Below are 21,254 nucleotides of genomic sequence, written 5' to 3' on the forward strand. Positions count from 1 at the left end.
GCGCGACTGCGCGGCGCTCAGAAGCGCGGCAGGTCGGGGTGCGGCAGCAGCCCCCCGCGCACGTGCTGGCGGCCGTACTCGGCGCAACGCGCGCGGGTCGGGATGCCCTTGTCGGGATTGAGCAGCCCGGCCGGATCGAACGCGCGCTTGACCGCGAAGAACGCATCGCGCTCCTGCGGCGAGAACTGTACGCACATCGAATTGAGCTTTTCGATGCCGACGCCGTGCTCGCCCGTCACGCTGCCGCCGAATTCCACGCAGCATTCGAGGATTTCCGCGCCGAACTGTTCGGCGCGGTGCAGCTCGTCCGGATCGTTCGCGTTGTAGAGGATCAGCGGATGCATGTTGCCGTCGCCGGCGTGGAACACGTTGATGCAGCGCAGCCCGTAGCGCGTCTCGAGTTGCTCGATGCGCGCGAGCAAGGGGCCGATCGCGCGGCGCGGCACGGTGCCGTCCATGCAGTAATAGTCGGCGGAAATGCGCCCGGCGGCCGGAAACGCGTTCTTGCGGCCGGACCAGAAGCGCAGCCGCTCGCTTTCGTTGCGCGATACCTGGATCCGCGTTGCGCCATGTTCGCGCAGCACGGCCGTCATGCGGACGATTTCCTCCGCGACTTCCTCGGGCGTGCCGTCCGATTCGCACAGCAGGATCGCCTTCGCGTCGAGGTCGTAGCCCGCATGCGTGAACGCCTCGACGGCCTGGGTGGCCGGCTTGTCCATCATCTCCAGCCCGGCCGGGATGATGCCCGACGCGATGATCGCGGCGACCGCCTCGCCGCCCTTCACGACATCGTCGAAGCTCGCCATCACGAGCTGCGCGGTCTGCGGTTTCGGGATCAGCTTCACCGTGATCTCGGTGACGATCGCGAACATCCCTTCGCTGCCGATCATCACCGCGAGCAGGTCGAGGCCCGGCGTGTCGAGGCCGAGCGAGCCGAATTCGACGATCTCGCCGTCGATCGTGACCGCGCGCACGCGCATCACGTTGTGCACCGTCAGCCCGTATTTCAGGCAGTGGACGCCGCCGGAATTCTCCGCCACGTTGCCGCCGATCGTGCAGGCGATCTGCGACGAAGGATCGGGCGCGTAGTACAGCCCGTACGGCGCGGCGGCTTCGGAAATCGCGAGGTTGCGCACGCCGGGCTGCACGGTGGCCGTGCGCGCGTACGGATCGACCTCGACGATGCGCGTGAAGCGCGCGAGCGACAGCACGACGCCGTTCGCGATCGGCAGCGCGCCGCCGGACAGGCTCGTGCCCGCGCCGCGCGGCACGATCGGCACCTCCATGCGGCGGCAGATCTGCACGATCCGCTGCACCTGCGATTCGGTTTCGGGCAGCGCGACCGCGAGCGGCAGCCGGCGGTACGCCGACAGGCCGTCGCATTCGTACGGCGCGGTGTCTTCGTCGCGGAACAGCAGGCAATGCGTCGGCAGCACGGCCATCAGCGCCTGCACGACTTCGCGCTGGCGCTGCGCGCGGGTCGCGCTCGACAGTTCGACGGAAGCGTTCATCGGGTCTCCTGCGGGCGGCGCGGCGGCGCGCCGCCATGTCAGCACGTGAAGATCTTGCCGGGATTCATCAGATTGCGCGGATCGAGCGCGAGCTTGATCGCGCGCATCGCGTCGATCGCATTGTCGCCGTGCTCTTTCGGCAGGAAGCGCATCTTGTGCAGGCCGACGCCATGCTCGCCGGTGCAGGTGCCGCCGAGGCGCAGCGCGCGTTCGACGATCCGGTCGTTGATGCGTTCGGCTTCGTCGATTTCCTCGGGCTTGTCGGGATCGATCAGGATCGCGACGTGGAAATTGCCGTCGCCGACGTGGCCGACGATCGGGCAGGGCAGCGACGACGCGCGCAGGTCGACTTCGGTTTCCTCGACGCACGCGGCGAGTTGCGAGATCGGCACGCACACGTCGGTCGTCACCGCGCGGCAGCCGGGTTTCAGCTGCAGCATCGCGAAGTACGCGTTGTGGCGCGCGGCCCAGAGCCGCGTGCGATCCTCGGGGCGGGTCGCCCATTCGAAGCCCTGGCCGTTGTTCTGGCCCGCGAGCGTCTGCACGAGCTCGGCCTGTTCCTTCACGCCGGCTTCGGTGCCGTGGAATTCGAAGAACAGCGTCGGCGCTTCGGCGAGCGTCAGGTTCGAGTGGCGGTTGATCGAGCGCACCGCGAGCGAGTCGACGAACTCGACGCGCGCGATCGGCACGCCGATCTGGATCGTCTCGATCACGGTGCGCACCGCGTCGCCCATCGACGGGAACGTGCAGATCGCGGCCGACACGGCTTCGGGCAGCGGATGCAGGCGCAGCGTGATCTCGGTGATCACGCCGAGCGTGCCTTCGGAGCCGACGAACAGCCGCGTGAGGTCGTAGCCGGCCGACGACTTGCGCGCGCGCGAGCCCGTCTTCACGACACGGCCGTCGGCGAGCACGGCGGTGAGGCCGAGCACGTTCTCGCGCATGGTTCCGTAGCGCACGGCGTTGGTGCCCGATGCGCGGGTCGCGGTCATGCCGCCGATGCTGGCGTCGGCGCCCGGATCGATCGGGAAGAACAGGCCGGTGTCGCGCAGCGCTTCGTTGAGCGCCTTGCGCGTGATGCCCGGCTCGACCGTGACGGTCAGGTCTTCCGCGTTGATCGACAGCACGCGGTTCATTTCCGACAAGTCGAGCGAGACGCCGCCGCGCACGGCGAGCAGGTGGCCTTCGAGCGACGAGCCGGCGCCGTACGGGATCAGCGGCACGCCGTAGAGCGCGCACAGCGACACGACTTCGCGAACTTCATCGGCGTTGTGGGCGAATACGACGGCGTCGGGCAGTTGCGGATCGAACGGCGATTCGTCGCGGCCGTGATGGGCGCGGACGGCGTCGGCAGTCGACACGCGCTCGCCGAAGGCGGCGCGCAGCGCATCGAGCATGGCGGAGGGCAGCGGGCGGCGCGCGGTGGCCGGCGGGGCAGGGTGATTCACGAATGTCTCCTGACGACTGCTTGTCAAACTTTCGGCCCATTCTACGCTGTAACGCCCGCTGCGCCCGCCGCCGCGGGCTGCGATAATCGCGTTCCTGGGCAACCGGGCCGCATCGCGGCCGCGCACGAGAGGACATTCGCATGGGTAACCGCTTGAGCAAGATCGCGACGCGCACGGGCGACGACGGCACCACGGGCCTCGGCGACGGACGGCGCATCGGCAAGGACGACGCGCGGATCGCCGCGATCGGCGACGTCGACGAACTGAACTCGAACCTCGGCGTGCTGCTCGCCGAGCCGCTGCCGGACGACGTGCGCACCGCGCTCGTCACGATCCAGCACGATCTGTTCGATCTCGGCGGCGAGCTGTGCATTCCCGGCCATGCGGTGCTCGACGACACGCACCTCGCGCGCCTCGACCGGTGGCTCGCCGACTACAACGCGACGCTGCCGCCGCTGAAGGAATTCATCCTGCCGGCCGGCTCGCGCGCGGCGTCGCTCGCGCACGTATGCCGGACGGTGTGCCGCCGCGCGGAGCGTTCGATCGTCGCGCTCGGGCGGAACGATGCGCTCAATGATGCGCCGCGGCGTTACGTGAACCGGCTGTCGGACCTGCTGTTCGTGCTGGCGCGCGTGCTGAATCGCGCGGGTGGCGGTTCGGACGTGCTGTGGGAGCGCGGGCGCGTTCGCTGACGCGCGGCAGCGTTCTTGCGCACTGCGACAATTTGCCCGGGGGGCCGTCGATTTTTAAAGATGTATCGTATGAGCATGTTTAACGGAGAATACGAACATGACCCACATCACTGCTGACCAGATGGCTCGTGTGAAGGCCACTGCCCCTGTCCTCGCCGTGCACGGCGCGACGATCACGAAGCACTTCTACCAGCGCATGTTCGCGCGCCATCCGGAACTGAAGAACCTGTTCAACCAGACGCACCAGAAGACCGGCAGCCAGCCGGAAACGCTCGCGAAGGCGGTCTATGCATATGCGGCGAACATCGACAACCTCGGCGCGCTCGGCGGCGCGGTGTCGCATATCGCGCACAAGCACGCGAGCCTGAACATCCGTCCGGAGCATTACCCGATCGTCGGCGAGAACCTGCTTGCGTCGATCGTCGAAGTGCTGGGCGACGCGGTCGATGCTCAGACGCTCGAGGCATGGCGTGTCGCGTACGGCCAGCTCGCGCAGATCCTGATCGGCGCCGAGGCCGATCTGTACGCGGGCGCCGCGTGGAGCGGCTTCCGTCCGTTCAAGGTCGCCCGCAAGGTGCGTGAAAGCGACGAGATCACGTCGTTCTACCTGACGCCCGCCGACGGCGGCGAGGCGCCGACCTTCGCGCCGGGCCAGTACGTCACGGTGAAGCGTTTCGTCGGCGACCTCGGCGTCGACCAGCCGCGCCAGTACAGCCTGTCCGACGCGCCGCACGGCAAGTGGCTGCGCATCTCGGTGAAGCGCGAGGCCGGCCAGCCGGAAGCGATCCCGGCCGGCAAGGTGTCGACGCTGCTGCATGACGGCGTGGAGGAGGGCGCGATCGTCGAAGTGACCGCGCCGATGGGCGAATTCTCGCTGAAGCGCGGCGTCGATACGCCGGTCGTGCTGATCTCCGGCGGCGTCGGCCTGACGCCGATGGTGTCGATGGCATCGACGCTGGTCGGCGAAGGCAGTGCGCGCGAGGTGCGGTTCGTCCACGCATGCCGGTCGGGCGCGGTGCATGCGTTCCGCGACTGGCTGAACGATACGGTGCGCGAACACGCGAACGTGAAGCGCACCGTGCTGTACGAGCTGGTCGGCCCGAACGACCGGGGCGGCGTCGATCACGACCTCGAAGGGCGCCTGACGCCGGAACGCGTGAAGCAATACGCACTGGTGCCGGATGCCGACTACTACGTCTGCGGCCCGATCGCGTTCATGAAGGCGCAGCGCGACGCGCTGGTCGCGCTCGGCGTCGCGCCGGCGCGCATCAATACCGAGATCTTCGGCTCGGGCGCGCTCGAGTGAGATCCTGACGGCGGCTGCCCGCCAACGAAAAAGCCCGGCGCGAGCCGGGCTTTTTCTTGCGGCGCGGGCGGCACGCGCCGCCTCGGGCCTGTCGGCGATCAGTTGCCGCTGCCGCGCGCGACGCGCCGTGCCTTCACCGATTCCGCGAGACCTTCGAGCACCTTCACGCTGTCGTCCCACGCGATGCACGCGTCGGTGATGCTCTGGCCGTAGGTCAGCGGGCAGCCTTCCTTCAGGTCCTGGCGCCCCTCGACGAGGTGCGACTCGATCATCACGCCGACGATGCGCTCGTCGCCGGCCGCCACCTGGCGGCCGATGTCCGCGCACACGGGAATCTGGTTCTCGTGCTTCTTCGAGCTGTTCGCGTGGCTCGCGTCGATCATCAGGCGTGCGGCGAGGCCGGCCTTGCCGATGTCCGCGCACGCGGCGTTCACGCTGTCCGCGTCGTAGTTCGGCGCCTTGCCGCCGCGCAGGATCACGTGGCAGTCCTCGTTGCCGGCCGTCGACACGATCGCCGAGTGGCCGCCCTTGGTCACCGACAGGAAATGGTGCGGCTGCGATGCGGCCTTGATCGCGTCGACCGCGATCTTCACGTTGCCGTCGGTGCCGTTCTTGAAACCGACCGGGCACGACAGCCCCGACGCGAGCTCGCGGTGCACCTGCGACTCGGTCGTGCGCGCGCCGATCGCGCCCCACGAGATCAGGTCGGCGATGTACTGCGGGCTGATCATGTCGAGGTATTCGGTCGCGGCCGGCAGCCCCATCTCGTTGATCTGCAGCAGCAGTTCGCGCGCGGTGCGCAGCCCTTCGTTGATCTTGAAGCTGTTGTCGAGGTGCGGATCGTTGATGAGCCCCTTCCAGCCGACCGTCGTGCGCGGCTTCTCGAAGTACACCCGCATCACGATTTCCAGCTCGCCCTTGAAGCGCTCGCGCTCCTTCACGAGCCGCCCCGCGTACTCGATCGCCGCCTTCGTATCGTGGATCGAACACGGCCCGATCACGACGATCAGCCGGTCGTCCATCCCGTGCAGGATGCGGTGCATCGACTGGCGCGAGTTGTAGATCAGCTCGGACGCGGCCTCGGAGCACGCGAATTCGCGGATCAGGTGGGCGGGCGGCGTCAGTTCCTTGAGTTCGCGAATGCGGACGTCGTCGGTGTTGTGCGGGGGCATGCTGTTTCTCCTAATTTTGCGGGCGCCGTTCGGTCAGTGCGCGTGCGGCAGATTCATCAATTCAAGCGATTCAGTGATTTCGGTCGGGGCCGGGGGATGCGCTGCGGCGGCGACCGGGTGGCGAAGGGCGAAAAAAAACCGCCGGGTTCGCCGGCGGTTTTTTCGGGAATTTCGGTTGCGCTTTACGCGCCATCAACCCTCTCGATCCGCCAGCGGTCTGAGATGCCAAAAAAAGTAAAAATAAAACTTGGCGGACATGACGGAGATTCGGTTCGTCAAAAAAGTTGATTCGGAATTTATACCCGGTCGCCGGGCCGCTGGCAACCGGGGACGCTCGAAAATGCGGACAATCCGCGCGCTTTCGTCAAAATGCGCGGATTGTCTGCGCCGCGATGCGGTTATGCCGTACCGCCGACCGTCATCTTGTCGATCCGCAGGGTCGGCTGGCCGACGCCGACCGGCACGCTCTGGCCTTCCTTGCCGCACACGCCGACGCCCGAGTCGAGCGACATGTCGTTGCCGATCATGCTCACGTACTTCAGCGATTCCGGGCCGCTGCCGATCAGCGTCGCGCCCTTCACCGGGTAGGTGATCTTGCCGTTCTCGATCATGTACGCCTCGGACGCCGAAAACACGAACTTGCCGTTCGTGATGTCGACCTGGCCGCCGCCGAAGTTCACCGCGTACAGGCCGTTCTTGACCGACGCGATGATTTCCTGCGGATCCTTGTCGCCGTTCAGCATGTACGTGTTGGTCATGCGCGGCATCGGCAGCGCCGCATACGACTCGCGCCGCGCGTTGCCGGTGACGGGCATCTTCATCAGGCGCGCGTTCAGCGTGTCCTGGATGTAGCCCTTCAGGATGCCGTCCTCGATCAGCGTCGTGCACTGTGTCGGGTTGCCTTCGTCGTCGATGTTCAGCGAGCCGCGGCGATTCGGCAGCGTGCCGTCGTCGACCACCGTCACGCCCTTCGCGGCGACCTGCTCGCCGATCCGGCCGGCGAATGCCGACGAACCCTTGCGGTTGAAGTCGCCCTCGAGGCCGTGGCCGATCGCCTCGTGCAGCAGCACGCCCGGCCAGCCCGGCCCGAGCACGACCGTCATCGCGCCGGCCGGGGCGGGGCGCGCGTCGAGGTTCACGAGCGCCGCGTGCACGGCGTCGTCGACGTAGCGGGACAGCACTTCGTCGGTGAAGTAGCCGTAGTCGAAGCGGCCACCGCCGCCGCCGGAGCCGATTTCGCGGCGGCCGTTCTGTTCGGCGATCACCGTGACCGACACGCGCACGAGCGGGCGGATGTCGGCGGCGAGCGCGCCGTCGCTGCGCGCGACCAGCACGACGTCGTATTCGCCGGCGAGCCCCGCCATCACCTGCGTGACGCGCGGGTCGCGACCGCGCGCCATCTGCTCGATGCGCTCGAGCAGCTTGACCTTGGCCGTCGCGTCGAGCGACGCGAGCGGATCGGACGGCAGGTACAGGTCGCGGCCCGAGATGCCCTTCAGCGACGTCGCCGCCTTGATCTTCTGGCGGCCGCCGCCGGCCGCCGCGATCGCCTTGGTGGCCGCGGCCGCCTGGGCGATGGCTTCCGGCGACAGGTCGTCCGAGTAGGCGAACGCGGTGCGGTCGCCCGCGACCGCGCGCACGCCGACGCCCTGGTCGATGCTGAAGCTGCCCGACTTCACGATGCCTTCCTCGAGGCTCCACGCTTCGCTGCGGGTGGCCTGGAAGTACAGGTCCGCGTAGTCGACGCGATGCGTGAAGATGTCGGCGATCGTGCGCGTGAGCAGGCTCTCGTCGAGGCCGTACGGCGTGAGGAGGATGTCCTTCGCCAGCGCAAGATTGCGGATGCCGGGTTCGATGATGTTCATGCGGGTATCGAGGGTTCTCAAAAAGTTGTCGGGTGCGTGCTGGGCAAATGGGTTGGCCGGGCGGCGTTTCAAGCGCCAGGGCGGATCGGATGTTCAGGCCAGCACGCGATGCCGCCACGCGGGCAGGCTCTGGCGCACGTCGGCGATGCGCTGCGGATCGAGCGCGCCGGTCACGACGCTCGCGCCTTCGTCGCGGACCGCGACGATTTCGCCCCACGGGTCGATCAGCATGCTGTGGCCCCAGGTGCGCCGGCCGTTCTCGTGCTTGCCGCCTTGCGCGGCCGCGAGCACGTAACACTGGTTCTCGACGGCCCGCGCGCGCAGCAGCATTTCCCAGTGCGCGCGGCCCGTCGTATACGTAAACGCCGACGGCACGACGATCAGCGCGCAGTCGCCCATCCTGCGATACAGCTCCGGAAAGCGCAGATCGTAACAGACCGACAGGCCGACCCGCCCGAACGGCGCGTCGAACGCGACGACCGTGTCGCCCGCGCGGATCGTGCGCGCCTCGTCGAACGATTCGTCGCCTTTCTCGAAGTTGAACAGGTGGATCTTGTCGTAGCGGGCCGCTTCGTGACCGCTCGGGTCGAACACGAGCGTCGTGTTCAGCACGCGATCGGGTTCGGGCGCCTTCAGCGGCAGCGTGCCGCCGATCACCCAGACGCCGTGACGGTGCGCCGCCTCCGAAAGGAAGCGCTGAATCGGACCGTCGCGGTAGGGTTCGGCGAGCGCGAGCTTGTCGGTGTCGCGATGGCCCATGAAGCAGAAATACTCGGGCAGCAGCACGAGCTGCGCGCCGTCGCCGGCCGCTTCCGCGATCAGGCGGCCGGCTTCGGCGAGATTGCGTGCGACGTCCGGCGTGCTCACCATCTGCAGCGCGGCGACCCGAAAGGGCGTGGCGGAACGGGTGTGATCGGTCATCGCTGGATCGGTTGCATCATAAATGGGGTGCGGCCCGGCACCTTGCGCGCGTCAGTGGCTCGCCGCATCGGCCGGACCGTGATTCATCTTACCCTGATCGCCCCGCACCCGCTCGATGTGCGGATGCGCCCACGAGCCGGTGATCGCATAGTCGAGCGCGAACGCGTGCGACAGCGTCTCCGACAGCGCGTAGTTCGCCGCCAGCACGCCGACGCCGAGCAGCGGATTGATGATCGCGGCGGCGATCGCGGCCGTGCCGGCGCCGATCTTCGGCGCGACGTGCGCGTGCAGGTCCTGCGTCTCGGTGCCGAGGTCGACCGCGCCGCGCACGGTCACGTTGGCCGGCGCAGTCGTCATCGAGAAGTCGTCGGTGCGTGCGATCCCGTTCGAGATCCGGCTGGTGCCCGTGATCTTGTCGAACGGCAGTCCCTTGCCGATCACGTCGCGGAAATTCAGCGTCAGGAAGCGCGCGAGACTCTGCAGGCTCAGCACGCCGAGCAGTTTCGCGGCGCCCGGATCGACCTTCAGGATCTGGCCGTGCTCCAGGTCGAGCGCGATTTGGCCGCCGAGCGACGGCAGATCGACCGCGGTCGGGCCGCCGCGCCAGCCGACCTTGCCGGTCACCGTGCCGTGGCCGTCCGCCAGCGTGCGCGGCAGGCCGACGAGGTCGAGCAGCGCGCCCGCGTTGCCGACGTCGAGCTTGAAGTCGAACACGCTGCGGCGCGGTGCATCGTTCTCGTCGACGCCGCGGGCCAGCGCGCGGCGCGACGTGCGCCAGTTGCCGGTCGCCGTCAGCTTCGCGGCCGGGTTCGCCAGCTCGAGCTTGTCGAGCTGCCACACCGGCGCGCCGTCTTCCTCGATGTTGCGCGCATTGACGACGAGCCGGCCGATGTCGTGATCGCGTGCGACGACCTGGTCGACGATCAGGTCGACCGACGGCATCGGCCGGTCGGTCGGCGTCGGCAGGTTCATCGCGCGGCCGACGAGGTCGTGCTGCGCGCTCTGCGGAATCACGAGCTTCGCGAGCCGCGCATTCAGCACGCCCGCGCCGTTGTGGCCGCCGCCCGGCGCCCACGACAGGTAGCCGGAGACCTGGTTCGACGCGATGTTCGCCTGCCACAGCTCGTCGATGTGCGACGCGCCGATGATCACGTTTTCCCAGTTGCGCTTGAGCAGCTTCAGCGTGCCGAAGTGGAGCGCGAAGCGCTTCGGCGTGAAGCTCGCGACGTCGAGGCGCGGTGCGGTTTGCGGTTCCGGCGCGCGCGGCGCGTCGTGCTGCAGCGTGCGGGCCAGCGCGAGCCAGGCGTCGGCATCGAGTTCGTCGACGTCGACGGCGGCGCTCACCCCGTCCTGCGGCAGATCGGGCATCCGGTGGATGCCCATCGCGCCGCGCACCGCGCGCAGCGGCTGGCCGGGCGTCGCGTCGAGCAGGTAGGTCGCGGCCACGGGGCCGAGCGTCAGGTCGGCATGCTCGAGGCGCTTGCCGCCCGCCTGGGCGGCCGGCTGCAGCGTGAAGCGGAACGGCATCGGCGTGCCGGCCGGTTTCGCGAACGGCGCCGGGAAGTTGAGCGCGACGCCCGTCAGGTCGGAACGCGCGGTGACCTCCGGCAGACGGCCCGGCGCGCCGCGCACGGCGAGCTGGTACGGTGCGTCGCCGACCACGTGCTCGAGCAGCGCCGCGGCCGTGCCGCGCAGGTTCAGGCCGCGCGCGGCGTCGAGCGCGAGCTTGCCGTCGACGTCCACCGCGTACGGGCCGTGCGACTGGAAGTTGCCGTTCGCGCGCACCGGGCCGCCGAGGAAGCGCCCCGACAGGCCCTGCAGCGACGCGCCGGTCTCGGAAAAACGCACGCTGCCGCGCAGCGCGGACAGCGGCGGCACGCCGTCGGTCGACAGCGTGTTGCCGCCGAACGCGAGTGCGCCTTCGACATGGGTATGCGGATGCGGAACGTGTTGCGGAATCGTGATCTTCAGCGCGAGCGCCGCGGGCCCCTGCGCATCGATCCGCCGGCCGATGTGCCCGCTCATCGCGCCGAGCGAGCTGTTGTCCGCGTAATCGATCAGGTCCGCGAGCGGGCCTTGCGCATGGCCGTCGATGATGAGCGGCGACTTCGACGGGTTGCCGAGATCGTCGATCCGGCCGGCAACCTTCGTCAGCGCGACGCGTTTGTAGTGCGCGCGCGCGATGTCGAAACGCAGCTTGTTCTGCGCGAGCTCGAACACGCCGTCGATCCCGTCGAGTGCGGGCCAGACGCTCGGCGTGCCGTTCGCGAGCTTGCGCGGCGGGTACGGCGTCGGCTCGAAGCGCCCGCCGGTGAACGGCGCGACGATATGGAACACGCCGGCGTCCGGCTCGTGTTCGAACGGGAATTTTTCGAGCGGGCCGCGGGCGACGATCGACGCGCCCTTGGTCACCTGGCCGTCCTGCAGCGCATGGCCGAGATAGTCGCGCAGGTGCTCGGACATCCCGGTCGGCAGGTAGCGCGGAATGCGCGCCACCGACGCGCGCGCGAAATCCGCGCGCAGGTCGAGCGAGCCGCGGCCGTGGCCGGGGTTCGTGTACGAGCCCGACACAGCGATTTCCGCATCCGGGTTCGCGACGAACAGGTCGGGCAGCGTCACGTCGACGCGCGCGTGCTTTTCGCCCGGCGCCGGCGTGATCACCCATTTCGCGTTGCCGCGCAGCCGGTCGAAGGTGAGGCGCGGCTCGTCGAATTCGCCCGGCACCGTGACCGCCGCGTTGACGGTATCGAAGTGCGCGGCGCCGCCCGTCTCGTTCGCGTCGACGCGGCCCCACAGGTTTTCGACGCCCGGCCAGCCGGCGCGCGGATGGCCGCGCGGCGAGAGGCCGGGGGGCGGCTCCTGCGCGGCGAAGCTGATGCCCTGCAGGTCGCCGAGGAAGCGGTAGCGGACGATCGGCGCGGCGCCGGTGCGACGCTCTTCGTCGGCGAGCTCGGCCCGCGCCGGCTTCGCGCGTTCGACCTCGATGTGATAATTCGACACCATTCCGCGCGGGTCGAGCTTGATCAGTTCGTTGCGCAGCCGCGCGGGCAGCGGCAGCCCGCGGATGAACTCGCTGAGGATGCCGAGATCGACGCGGTCGCCGACGACGCTCAGCAACTGCCCCTGGTCGGCGGCCGGCACGCGGTAGCGGGCGGTCAGCGTCGACAGCGCGAGCGAGCGGGCGAGCGGCGTGCCGTCCGGCAGCGGCGGCTGGCCGAGCTCGGCGTTGAAGCGCGTCAGGTGCAGCGTGTAGTCGCGGCCGGTGTCGAGCGCCATGTCCCAGCCGAAGCCGACCGTCGGCACGTCGAGGCGCGGCTGGGTCGGCCGAACGCGCAGCACGACGTCGGCGCCCTGCAGATCGCCGCCGGCGGAGCGCAGGTGGCCGTTCTCGAAAGTCGCCCAGATTGCATTGTCGATCCGGCCCGCGTGCATCGTGAGCGGGATGTCGAGATAGCGGCCGAGCGTCTGCAGGTCGACGGGGCCGGTCGACAGATACGCGTCGCCGGTCCAGTTCGTCGGCTTGCCGATCGGCGCGAGCGGCTTGTGCCGGAAACGCGCGCGGAAATCGAGCGGACCGAGCAGCAGGGTGCCGTTCGCGGGCGCCTGCAGCGCGGCCTTGTGCTCGCGGCCGTGGTTGAGCACCGCGAGGCGGATGCCGGACAGCGCGAGCTCCGGTGCGTCGTGCTGCGCGTCGCGCCAGCGCAGCGTGCCGTTGCGCAGCACGATCGCTTCCTGCTTCAGCAGCCAGGTGCTGAACGTGTCGTTGCCGCCATGGGTGGTCGCGACGCCGACGCCCGCGATGCTCAGCGAGCCGTCGGCCGCGCGCGCGACGACGAGGTCCGGATGGTCGACGATCAGGCTCGACAGCGCGGGCGACAGCCGCAGCAGCGACATCCACGACAACGCGGCCGTCGCGTGCGGGACCGACAACGCGATCTGGCCGTCACGGCCGCGAATGGTGAGGTTGGCGACTTCGACGCCCGGCTGCATGCCGGACCAGTGGGGAGACAGTTTGCCGATCGAAAGCTGCGCGTGGAGCTTGTCGGACACCGCGCGCTCGATGCGCGGGCGAAATTCGTCGATGCGCGGCAGCACCACGTAGCGCAGCCCGAGGAACGCGCCGGCCGCGACGAAGTACGTGCCGATCCCGACCGCCAGCGTCACCCTGAACACGCGACGCAGGACTGGATGATCGTGCTTCGGAGGTCCCGCTTCGGGCTCAGCTAAGGCGGATTCCTGACGGTCGGACATGCGGCGGAAGGGCGGCGATATGGTAGTTTTGCAGACTGACGTTGAAATGTATCACAGGGGTTCGTGCCGGCGGCCGTTGCGGCGGCGCGGCACGGGCTTTCCGGCGCGCGGTTTTCGCGGCGGCGCATCCGCGTCGCGACACCGCGCCGAGTCCACGGGGCCTGTCGGCGGCGGGGCGCGCAAGCGTTCTCCCGCGGCGGCGGGCCTTACCGCCAGGCCCGCTTTTCGATGACCGACGCTTCCGCCCTGATCAGCCCGTCCTACTCCCGCTATATCGCCCGCGCGGTGGCCGCGCGTCCCGCGCTGTCCGACCAGATCGCCGCGTGGGCCGCCGCGCCGCTCGCCCGCGCGCAACTCGACGCGCGCCTGACCGAACTGCTCGCTTCGCCGGCCGGCGCGGCCGCGCCGGGCGACGAGCAACTGAAGCGCGCGCTGCGGCAGTTGCGTGTCGAGGTGTTCGGCGCGGTCGCGGAGCGCGACCTGCGCGGCGTCGCGAATGTCGCCGAGGTGACGTCCGCGATGACCGATCTCGCCGAGGTGGCCGTGCAGCGCTCGCTCGCGCTGCTGTCGGCCGAACTCGAGGCGATGTACGGCGAGCCGCGCGGCGCCGACGGCCAGCGCGTCGTGCTGGGCGTGGTCGGGATGGGCAAGCTCGGCGGCCGCGAGCTGAACGTGTCGTCCGACATCGACCTGATCTTCGTCTACGAGGACGACGGCGAGACGGCCGGCGGCACGCGCTCGCCGCTGTCCACCCAGGAATACTTCACGCGGCTCGGCCGGCGCCTGATCGGCGTGCTGTCCGAAGTCACGGCCGACGGCTACGTGTTTCGCGTCGACATGCGGCTGCGCCCGAACGGCGATTCGGGGCCGCTCGTGTGCAGCCTCGGGATGCTCGAGGAATATTTCTACGTGCAGGGGCGCGAATGGGAGCGCTACGCGTGGATCAAGGGGCGGCTCGTGTCGGAAGGCGACAGCGACGCGGCGCGGCGGCTCGAGTCGCAGCTCGAATCGATCGTCAAGCCGTTCGTGTACCGCCGCTATCTCGACTTCGGCGTGATCGGCGCGATCCGTTCGCTGCACCAGCAGATTCGCCAGGAAGCCGCGCGCCGCGCGTCGATGCGGCCCGACAAGGCCGACGACATCAAGCTCGGGCGCGGCGGGATCCGCGAGATCGAATTCAGCGCGCAGGTGTTCCAGCTGATCCGCGGCGGCCAGGATGCGGAATTCCGCGTGCGGCCGACGCTCGCGGTGCTGCGCCATGCGCAGGCGCGCGGGCTGATCGGCGAGGACGTGCGCGAGCGCCTGACCGACGCCTACAACTTCCTGCGCACGCTCGAGCATCGGCTGCAGTACCGCGACGACGCGCAGACGCACGCGATGCCGGTCGATCCGAACGAGCGCGCGGCGTTGGCCGCGTCGCTCGGCTTTGCCGACTACGCGGCGCTGATGACGGTGCTCGACGGCTACCGCACCTTCGTCGAGGCGCAGTTCGACCAGATCTTTGCCGACAAGGCGAACGGCGGCCCCTGCGCGGCGGGCGAGGACACCACCGCATCGTGGATCTGGAGCGGGGCGCTCGCCGACGACGGCGAAGACGACGCGCTGCGCGCGCGCCTCGACGGCCTCGGCTTCAGCGATCCGGCGACCGTGCTCGCGCGGCTGCGCGCGATCTGGCAGTCGTCGCGCTACGCGGGCCTGCCGGAAAAGAGCCGGCAACGCTTCGACAGCGTCGCGCAGCGCGCGCTCGAGGCCGCGCCGCGGATCGACGCCGCGCGCCGCGACGACACCATCGTGCGGCTGTTCGACCTGCTCGAGACGGTCAGCCGGCGCGGCGTCTATCTCGCGCTGCTGACCGAGTATCCGGCCGCGCTCGATCGCGTGCTGTCGGTGCTCGGCGCGACGCGCTGGGGCGGCGGCTACCTGATCCGCCATCCACAACTGCTCGACGAACTGCTCGACGACGAAGCGATCGCGAGCCCGTTCGACTGGCCGGCGTTCAAGGACGCATTGCGTGCGCGCCTGGCGGCCGCCGACGGCCCCGAGCAGCAGATGGACCTGCTGCGGCATGCGCAGCACGCGGAGGTGTTCCGCATCCTGCTGATCGATCTGGCGGGCCAGCTGTCGGTCGAGCACGTGAGCGATCGTCTGTCGGAGCTCGCCGACGCGGTGCTCGACGTGACGATCGAGGTGGTCTGGTCGCAGCTCGCGAAGCGCCACCGCGACGTGCCGAAGTTCGCGGTGATCGCGTACGGCAAGCTCGGCGGCAAGGAGCTCGGCTACGCGTCGGATCTCGACCTGATCTTCCTGTACGACGACCCCGACGAGCGCTCGGCGGACGTCTACACGACGTTCACGCGACGGCTGATCACGTGGCTCACGACCGCGACCGGCGCAGGCGCGCTGTTCGACATCGACCTGCGGCTCCGGCCGAACGGCGAGGCCGGACTGCTCGTGACCGATCTCGACGCGTTCCGCCGCTACCAGCTGCGCGAGGGCGACGCCGCGAACACCGCGTGGGTGTGGGAGCACCAGGCGCTGACGCGTGCCCGCTACAGCGCGGGCGACACGCAGATCGGCGCGGACTTCGAGGCGATCCGCCAGCAGGTGCTGACGACGCCGCGCGACGGGGCGGTGCTCGCGAAGGAGATCGTCGACATGCGCGGCAAGGTGTTCGCCGGCCACCCGAACCAGACGGACCTGTTCGACCTGAAGCACGATCGCGGCGGGATGGTCGACATCGAATTCATCGTCCAGTACTGGGTGCTGCTGCATGCGTCGAGCGATGCCGAGCTGATCCGCAACACCGGCAACATCGCGCTGCTGCGCGAGGTCGCCCGGTTCGGGCTGATGGGCGAGGACGAAGCCGAACGTGTCGGCGCCGCCTACCGCAAGTACCGGAAGCTGCAGCACAAGCTGCGGCTCGACGGGATGGAAAAGGCGCGGGTCGATCCGGCGCTGGTGGCCGACGAGCGGGCGGCCGTGACGGCGTTGTGGGAGCGGGTGTTCGGCGCGGTCGAAACGGGTGTTTGAGTCGGGCGTTCGAATCGAGCGTTCGGATTATTGGGGCAGGGCGGGCGCGATCGGGCGGCCGCTGCTGCCGATGAAACAAGACCGGCGCATGCGCCGGTCTTGTTTCATTCGCGAACCGGGTGCTCGCGTCAGGCCGCCAGCATTTCCTTCGCGTGCTTGCGCGTCGTCGCGGTGATCTCGAGCCCACCGAGCATGCGGGCGACTTCCTCGACCCGGCTCGCCTTGTCGAGCGGGACGACCGACGAGACGGTGCCGCCGCGGTCGTCGGCACCCTTCGCGACCTGGAAGTGATGGTCGCCGCGCGCGGCGACCTGCGGCAGGTGCGTCACGCACAGTACCTGGCGGTCACGCCCGAGCTGATGCAGCAGGCGGCCGACCACCTCGGCGACGCCGCCGCCGATGCCCGTGTCGACTTCGTCGAAAATCAGCGTCGGCGTCGGGCTGGCGGCGCTCGCGATCACAGCGAGCGCAAGGCTGATCCGTGCGAGTTCGCCGCCCGACGCGACTTTCGCGAGCGGCCGCAGCGGCACGCCGGGGTGTCCGGCGACCCGGAATTCGACCTGCTCGAGCCCGTGCGGGCCGCCGTCGGCGAGCGGCACGAGCGCGACTTCGAAGCTGCCGCCCGCCATCGACAGTTCCTGCATGCCCGCCGTGACGGCCGTGCCGAGCGCCTTCGCGGCCTGCGCGCGCGCCTTCGACAGGTGTTTCGCGTCGGTGAGATAGGCTTCCCATGCCTTGGCCTGCGCGGCTTCGAGCGCGCCGAGATCGGCGGCTGCGTCGAGCGCGGCGAGCTGCGCGCGGCGTGCCGCATGTTCCTCGTGCAGCGTGTCGGGCGGCAGCCGGAATTTGCGGGCGGTCGAGTGCAGCGCGTCGAGGCGCGTCTCGACCTGCGCGAGCCGGGCCGGGTCGAGATCGAGGCGCTGCGCGTAGTGCGACAGTGAATAGACGGCTTCCTGCAGCTGGATCTCGGCCGGTTCGAGCGATGCGAGCGCGTCGCCGAGCCCCGAGTCGTAGTCGGCCAGGCTGCGTAGTTTCGACACGATCGCGCCGAGCTGCGGGAGCATCGCGTCGTCGGCCTCGGACAGCGCGTTGAGCGCACCCTGCACGCCGGCGATCAGGTTCGCCGAATGCGACAGGCGCTTGTGCTCGCTGCCGACTTCGTCCCATTCGCCCGGTTGCGGTGCGAGCTTGTCGAGCTCGGCGAGCTGCCAGGCGAGCTTCTCGCGTTCGAGCTGCAGTTCGCGCTCGTGCGCCTTCGCGGCGTCGATCGCCTGCGTCGCGTCGCGCCAGACGCGCCACGCGCGTGCGACGTTCGCGGCATCGGCGACGAGCCCCGCGTGCGTGTCGAACAGCTCGCGCTGCGCATCGGGGCGCATCAGCAGCTGGTGCGCGTGCTGGCCGTGGATGTCGACCAGCATCTCGCCGAGCTCGCGCAGCTGCGCGAGCGTCGCGCTGGTGCCGTTGATGAATGCGCGCGAGCGGCCGTTCGCGTCGATCACGCGGCGCAGCATCACGGTGTCCTCGGCGTCGAACGCGTGTTCGTCCAGCCAGCGCGCGACGCGGTCGTGCGGCGTGAATTCGGCGGTGATGTCGGCGCGGCCGCAGCCGGCGCGCACGACGCTCGCGTCGGCGCGTTCGCCGAGCGCGAGGGCGAGGGCGTCGATCAGGATCGATTTGCCGGCGCCGGTTTCGCCGGAAAAGACGGTGAAGCCGCTGTCGAATTCGAGATCGAGCGCGGCGACGATGACGAAGTCGCGAATCGAGAGGTGGCGAAGCATGGTGTCGGGCTCGGGTGCGTCAGGACGCCTTGTCGTCTTCGTTCGATGCGTGTTCGTTCCAGTGCAGCTTCTTGCGCAGCGTCGCGTAATAGCTGTAGCCCACCGGATGCAGGAACGGCACCGTGTGCTTCGAGCGGCGCACCTCGATCGTGTCGTTCAGCTCCAGTGCGGTAAACGACTGCATGTCGAAGTTCACGTTGACGTCGCGGCCGCCGACGATCTGGATTGCGATCTTCGAATCGTCGGGCAGCACGATCGGCCGGTTCGACAGCGCATGCGGCGCGATCGGCACGAGCACGATGCCCTGGAGTTGCGGGTGCAGGATCGGCCCGGCGGACGACAGCGCGTACGCGGTCGAGCCGGTCGGCGTGGCGACGATCAGGCCGTCCGAACGCTGGTTGTACATGTACCGGCCGTCGACCGACGCACGCAATTCGACCATCCCGGAAAAGCCGCTGCGGTTCACGACGACGTCGTTGAACGCGAGTGCGTGGTAGATCGGTTCGCCGTCGCGCACGATCCGGGCCTCGAGCAGCGAGCGCTCCTCGCGCTCGAACTTGCCCGACAGGATCACCGGGACGCGCGCCTGCATGTCGGCCGCCGCGATGTCCGTAATGAAGCCGAGCCGCCCGTGGTTGATCCCGATCAGCGGTGTCTTGTACGGCGCGAGCTGGCGGCCGATGCCGAGCATCGTGCCGTCGCCGCCGAGCACGACCGCCACGTCCGCGCGCGCGCCGATTTCCGCCGGAGTGAGCGCCGGATAGCCGGAGATGCCGATCTCGCGCGCGGTTTCGGCTTCGAACACGACCTCGAAGCCGAGCTTCGCGATGCAGCCAGCCAGCGTGGCGAGCGGCTCGGCGATGCCGGGCGTGTTGCTCCGGCCCACGAGCGCGACAGTATTGAACTGATTACCGGTTTTCATGCCGGCATTACACCATAGCTCGTTGACGAAAAGAACCGGCTGTGTGAAGACGGGGCCGGATCGGTCAGCCCGCGCGACAGTGGCCGCGGCCACTCGCCGTGCTCGCGCGGTTGCGCTAAAATTTTCCACCATGCTAGATCCTCGCGCACGAACCCTCCTGAAAACCCTGATCGAACGGTATATCGCCGACGGTCAGCCGGTCGGCTCGCGCACGTTGTCCCGTTACTCGGGGCTCGAGCTGAGCCCGGCAACGATCCGCAACGTGATGTCCGACCTGGAGGAGCTCGGCCTCGTGTCGAGCCCACACACGTCGGCCGGCCGCGTGCCGACGCCGCGCGGCTATCGCCTGTTCGTCGACACGATGCTGACGGTCGAGGCGCCGATCGATGCCGAGGCCGTCGCGCGCCAGGTGCAGAACACGCTGCAGGCCGGCGAACCGCAGCAGCGGGTGGTGGCAGCCGCGGCGAGCGTGCTGTCTAACCTGTCGCAGTTCGCGGGTGTCGTGCTGACGCCGCGCCGCAGCCACGTGTTCAAGCAGATCGAGTTCATGCGGCTGTCGGACAAGCGCATCCTGCTGATCATCGTCACGCCCGAGGGCGACGTGCAGAACCGGATGCTCGCGACGCCGCGCGACTATTCGCCGTCGCAGCTCACCGAGGCGTCCAACTACATCAATGCGCATTTCGCCGGGCTGTCGTTCGACGAGGTGCGCCGCCGCCTGCGTGACGAGATCGACCAGCTGCGCGGCGACATGACCACGCTGATGCATGCGGCCGTGACGGCCAGCACCGAGGTGCCCGACACCGAGGACACCGTGCTCATTTCCGGCGAGCGCAACCTGCTCGAAGTGGCGGATCTGTCGTCCGACATGGCGCGGCTGCGCAAGCTGTTCGACGTGTTTGACCAAAAGACGGGCCTCCTGCAATTGCTCGACGTGTCGAGCCACGCCCAGGGCGTGCAGATCTTCATCGGCGGCGAATCGACGCTGGTGCCGATCGAGGAAATGAGCGTCGTGACCGCGCCCTACGAGGTGAACGGCCAGATCGTCGGCACGCTCGGCGTGATCGGCCCGACCCGCATGGCGTACAACCGCGTGATCCCGATCGTCGACATCACGGCGCGGCTGCTGTCGCTCACGCTGAGCCAGCAATAACCCGAACCGATACCGTTCCGCCATCGTGCCGCGACGCCGCGTGCGCCGCCAGTCGGCCGAACGGCCAGCCGACCCCAGCGAGGCGGCCCGCTATAATTGAGGGCCGTCCGACTGCGTGCCCCGAGCACGTTCCTGCCCATGCGTTTCGATCTTGAACCGCCTTCGAGCGTTGCGGCCGCCCATCGCATCGGCGTGCTGCTGATCAATCTCGGCACGCCCGACGCTCCGACGCCGCGCGCGGTGCGGCGCTATCTGGCCGAATTCCTGTCGGATCCCCGCGTCGTCGAAATCCCGCAGGTCGTCTGGCAGGTGCTGCTGCGCACGCTGATCCTGCCGCTGCGCGGCCGCGCGTCCGCGAAGAAATATGCGGCCGTCTGGATGCCCGAGGGCTCGCCGCTGCGCGTGTACACCGAGCGCCAGACCGAAGGCGTGCGCCACCTGCTCGCATCGAACGACTACCAGGTGACGGTCGACTACGCGATGCGCTACGGCAGCCCGGGCATTGCGCAGGCACTCGCGCAGTTCAAGCGCGCGGGCGTCGAGCGCGTGCTGCTGATGCCGATGTATCCGCAATATTCGGCGTCCACCACCGCGACCGCGTTCGATGCCGCATTCGCCGCGCTCGCGCGGATGCGCAACCAGCCGGAAGTGCGCACGGTGCGGCAATATGCCGACCATCCCGCCTACATCCATGCGCTCGCCGAGCAGGTGCGCCAGTACTGGGCGCAGCACGGCCGGCCCGACTTCGCGGCCGGCGACAAGCTCGTGCTGAGCTTTCACGGGGTGCCGAAACGCACGCTCGACCTGGGCGACCCCTATCATGAACAGTGCCAGCAGACGGGCGCGCTGCTGATGGCCGCGCTCGGGCTGTCGACGCTCGAGTGCCGCGTGACGTTCCAGTCGCGCTTCGGCAAGGCCGAGTGGCTGCAGCCGTACACGGCGCCGACGCTGCGCGAACTCGGTGAGGCCGGCGTGCGGCGAGCGGACGTGTTCTGTCCCGGTTTTACGGCCGATTGTCTGGAGACGATCGAGGAGATCGGGATGGAGGTGCGCGACGAATTCATCGCAGGCGGCGGCCAGGCCTTCCACCGGATTCCGTGCCTGAACGGCGCGCCCGCGTGGATCGGCGCGGTGGGCGAAATCGTAGCCGAGAATCTGCAGGGCTGGCCGGTGAAGGCCGCACAGCCCGAAACGGTGAGTTGAGC

The 21,254-nt window shown here is 69.1% G+C and carries 14 protein-coding genes; 6 read left to right on the plus strand and 8 right to left on the minus strand.

All coding sequences use genetic code 11. The features are described from left to right. Positions 1-17: 17 nt before the first annotated feature. Positions 18-1,511 (minus strand): FAD-linked oxidase C-terminal domain-containing protein, encoded by a 1,494-nt coding sequence (locus WS49_RS28195; RefSeq protein WP_059535522.1) that lies wholly within the window; start codon positions 1,509-1,511, stop codon positions 18-20. Positions 1,512-1,549: 38 nt separating this feature from the next. After that, on the minus strand, positions 1,550-2,959 hold the full coding sequence (locus WS49_RS28200; RefSeq protein WP_059535391.1) for an FAD-binding oxidoreductase: 1,410 nt from the start codon (positions 2,957-2,959) through the stop codon (positions 1,550-1,552). A 140-nt stretch (positions 2,960-3,099) separates the two neighbouring features. On the opposite strand from WS49_RS28200, the gene WS49_RS28205 reads away from it, so the two are divergent. Together WS49_RS28205 and hmpA are read left to right on the plus strand one after the other, a co-directional pair. Next, a complete protein-coding gene (locus tag WS49_RS28205; RefSeq protein WP_059535394.1) occupies positions 3,100-3,651 on the plus strand; it encodes a cob(I)yrinic acid a,c-diamide adenosyltransferase in 552 nt (183 codons plus the stop codon). 97 nt (positions 3,652-3,748) lie between these two features. Further along, positions 3,749-4,957, plus strand: coding sequence for an NO-inducible flavohemoprotein (gene hmpA / locus WS49_RS28210; RefSeq protein WP_059535396.1), 1,209 nt, complete (start codon positions 3,749-3,751; stop codon positions 4,955-4,957). A gap of 98 nt (positions 4,958-5,055) precedes the next feature. On the opposite strand, the gene aroG is transcribed toward hmpA, so the two are convergent. Further along, positions 5,056-6,129 (minus strand): 3-deoxy-7-phosphoheptulonate synthase AroG, encoded by a 1,074-nt coding sequence (aroG, locus tag WS49_RS28215; RefSeq protein WP_059535397.1) that lies wholly within the window; start codon positions 6,127-6,129, stop codon positions 5,056-5,058. Between the two features lie 42 nt (positions 6,130-6,171). Here aroG and WS49_RS35385 point away from each other — a divergent pair, with 42 nt between their 5' ends. Beyond that, positions 6,172-6,417: a hypothetical protein gene (locus WS49_RS35385; RefSeq protein ID WP_175909131.1), complete on the plus strand. Its 246-nt coding sequence runs from the start codon at positions 6,172-6,174 to the stop codon at positions 6,415-6,417. Between the two features lie 110 nt (positions 6,418-6,527). Here WS49_RS35385 and tldD read toward each other — a convergent pair whose 3' ends face one another. From tldD to WS49_RS28230, 3 genes are all read right to left on the minus strand, one after another. Continuing rightward, on the minus strand, positions 6,528-7,994 hold the full coding sequence (gene tldD / locus WS49_RS28220; RefSeq protein ID WP_059451318.1) for a metalloprotease TldD: 1,467 nt from the start codon (positions 7,992-7,994) through the stop codon (positions 6,528-6,530). 93 nt (positions 7,995-8,087) lie between these two features. Continuing rightward, positions 8,088-8,915 carry a carbon-nitrogen hydrolase family protein gene (locus WS49_RS28225; protein WP_059535399.1) on the minus strand — a complete coding sequence of 276 codons (828 nt, stop codon included), beginning with the start codon at positions 8,913-8,915 and terminating at the stop codon, positions 8,088-8,090. Between the two features lie 51 nt (positions 8,916-8,966). After that, positions 8,967-13,166, minus strand: coding sequence for a YhdP family protein (locus WS49_RS28230; RefSeq protein ID WP_059535401.1), 4,200 nt, complete (start codon positions 13,164-13,166; stop codon positions 8,967-8,969). A gap of 228 nt (positions 13,167-13,394) precedes the next feature. On the opposite strand from WS49_RS28230, the gene glnE reads away from it, so the two are divergent. Next, positions 13,395-16,196, plus strand: coding sequence for a bifunctional [glutamate--ammonia ligase]-adenylyl-L-tyrosine phosphorylase/[glutamate--ammonia-ligase] adenylyltransferase (gene glnE / locus WS49_RS28235; RefSeq protein WP_059535403.1), 2,802 nt, complete (start codon positions 13,395-13,397; stop codon positions 16,194-16,196). Positions 16,197-16,324: 128 nt separating this feature from the next. Here the strand turns inward: glnE and recN are convergent, their stop codons facing one another. Both recN and WS49_RS28245 read right to left on the minus strand, forming a co-directional pair. Then, positions 16,325-17,974 (minus strand): DNA repair protein RecN, encoded by a 1,650-nt coding sequence (gene recN / locus WS49_RS28240; RefSeq protein WP_059535406.1) that lies wholly within the window; start codon positions 17,972-17,974, stop codon positions 16,325-16,327. A 19-nt stretch (positions 17,975-17,993) separates the two neighbouring features. Then, the gene (locus WS49_RS28245) at positions 17,994-18,896 is read right to left on the minus strand and encodes an NAD kinase (RefSeq protein WP_059535408.1); all 903 of its coding nucleotides are present in this window, start codon (positions 18,894-18,896) and stop codon (positions 17,994-17,996) included. Between the two features lie 130 nt (positions 18,897-19,026). On the opposite strand from WS49_RS28245, the gene hrcA reads away from it, so the two are divergent. Together hrcA and hemH are read left to right on the plus strand one after the other, a co-directional pair. Further along, entirely contained in the window at positions 19,027-20,049 is a 1,023-nt protein-coding gene (hrcA, locus tag WS49_RS28250) for a heat-inducible transcriptional repressor HrcA (RefSeq protein WP_011544637.1), read from the plus strand. 138 nt (positions 20,050-20,187) lie between these two features. Then, a complete protein-coding gene (gene hemH / locus WS49_RS28255) occupies positions 20,188-21,252 on the plus strand; it encodes a ferrochelatase (protein WP_059535410.1) in 1,065 nt (354 codons plus the stop codon). The last annotated feature ends 2 nt before the right edge of the window (positions 21,253-21,254 follow it).

Source organism: Burkholderia sp. RF7-non_BP4, from assembly GCF_001521935.1.
Lineage (GTDB): Bacteria > Pseudomonadota > Gammaproteobacteria > Burkholderiales > Burkholderiaceae > Burkholderia > Burkholderia diffusa.

Coding starts and splice junctions, on each gene's coding strand:
- tldD (WP_059451318.1), bottom strand. CDS start 7,994: ATGAACATCATCGAACCCGGCATCCGCAATCTTGCGCTGGCGAAGGAC.
- hmpA (WP_059535396.1), top strand. CDS start 3,749: ATGACCCACATCACTGCTGACCAGATGGCTCGTGTGAAGGCCACTGCC.
- WS49_RS28230 (WP_059535401.1), bottom strand. CDS start 13,166: ATGTCCGACCGTCAGGAATCCGCCTTAGCTGAGCCCGAAGCGGGACCT.
- WS49_RS28205 (WP_059535394.1), top strand. CDS start 3,100: ATGGGTAACCGCTTGAGCAAGATCGCGACGCGCACGGGCGACGACGGC.
- aroG (WP_059535397.1), bottom strand. CDS start 6,129: ATGCCCCCGCACAACACCGACGACGTCCGCATTCGCGAACTCAAGGAA.
- glnE (WP_059535403.1), top strand. CDS start 13,395: ATGACCGACGCTTCCGCCCTGATCAGCCCGTCCTACTCCCGCTATATC.
- WS49_RS28225 (WP_059535399.1), bottom strand. CDS start 8,915: ATGACCGATCACACCCGTTCCGCCACGCCCTTTCGGGTCGCCGCGCTG.
- hrcA (WP_011544637.1), top strand. CDS start 19,027: ATGCTAGATCCTCGCGCACGAACCCTCCTGAAAACCCTGATCGAACGG.
- recN (WP_059535406.1), bottom strand. CDS start 17,974: ATGCTTCGCCACCTCTCGATTCGCGACTTCGTCATCGTCGCCGCGCTC.
- WS49_RS28245 (WP_059535408.1), bottom strand. CDS start 18,896: ATGAAAACCGGTAATCAGTTCAATACTGTCGCGCTCGTGGGCCGGAGC.
- WS49_RS28195 (WP_059535522.1), bottom strand. CDS start 1,511: ATGAACGCTTCCGTCGAACTGTCGAGCGCGACCCGCGCGCAGCGCCAG.
- hemH (WP_059535410.1), top strand. CDS start 20,188: ATGCGTTTCGATCTTGAACCGCCTTCGAGCGTTGCGGCCGCCCATCGC.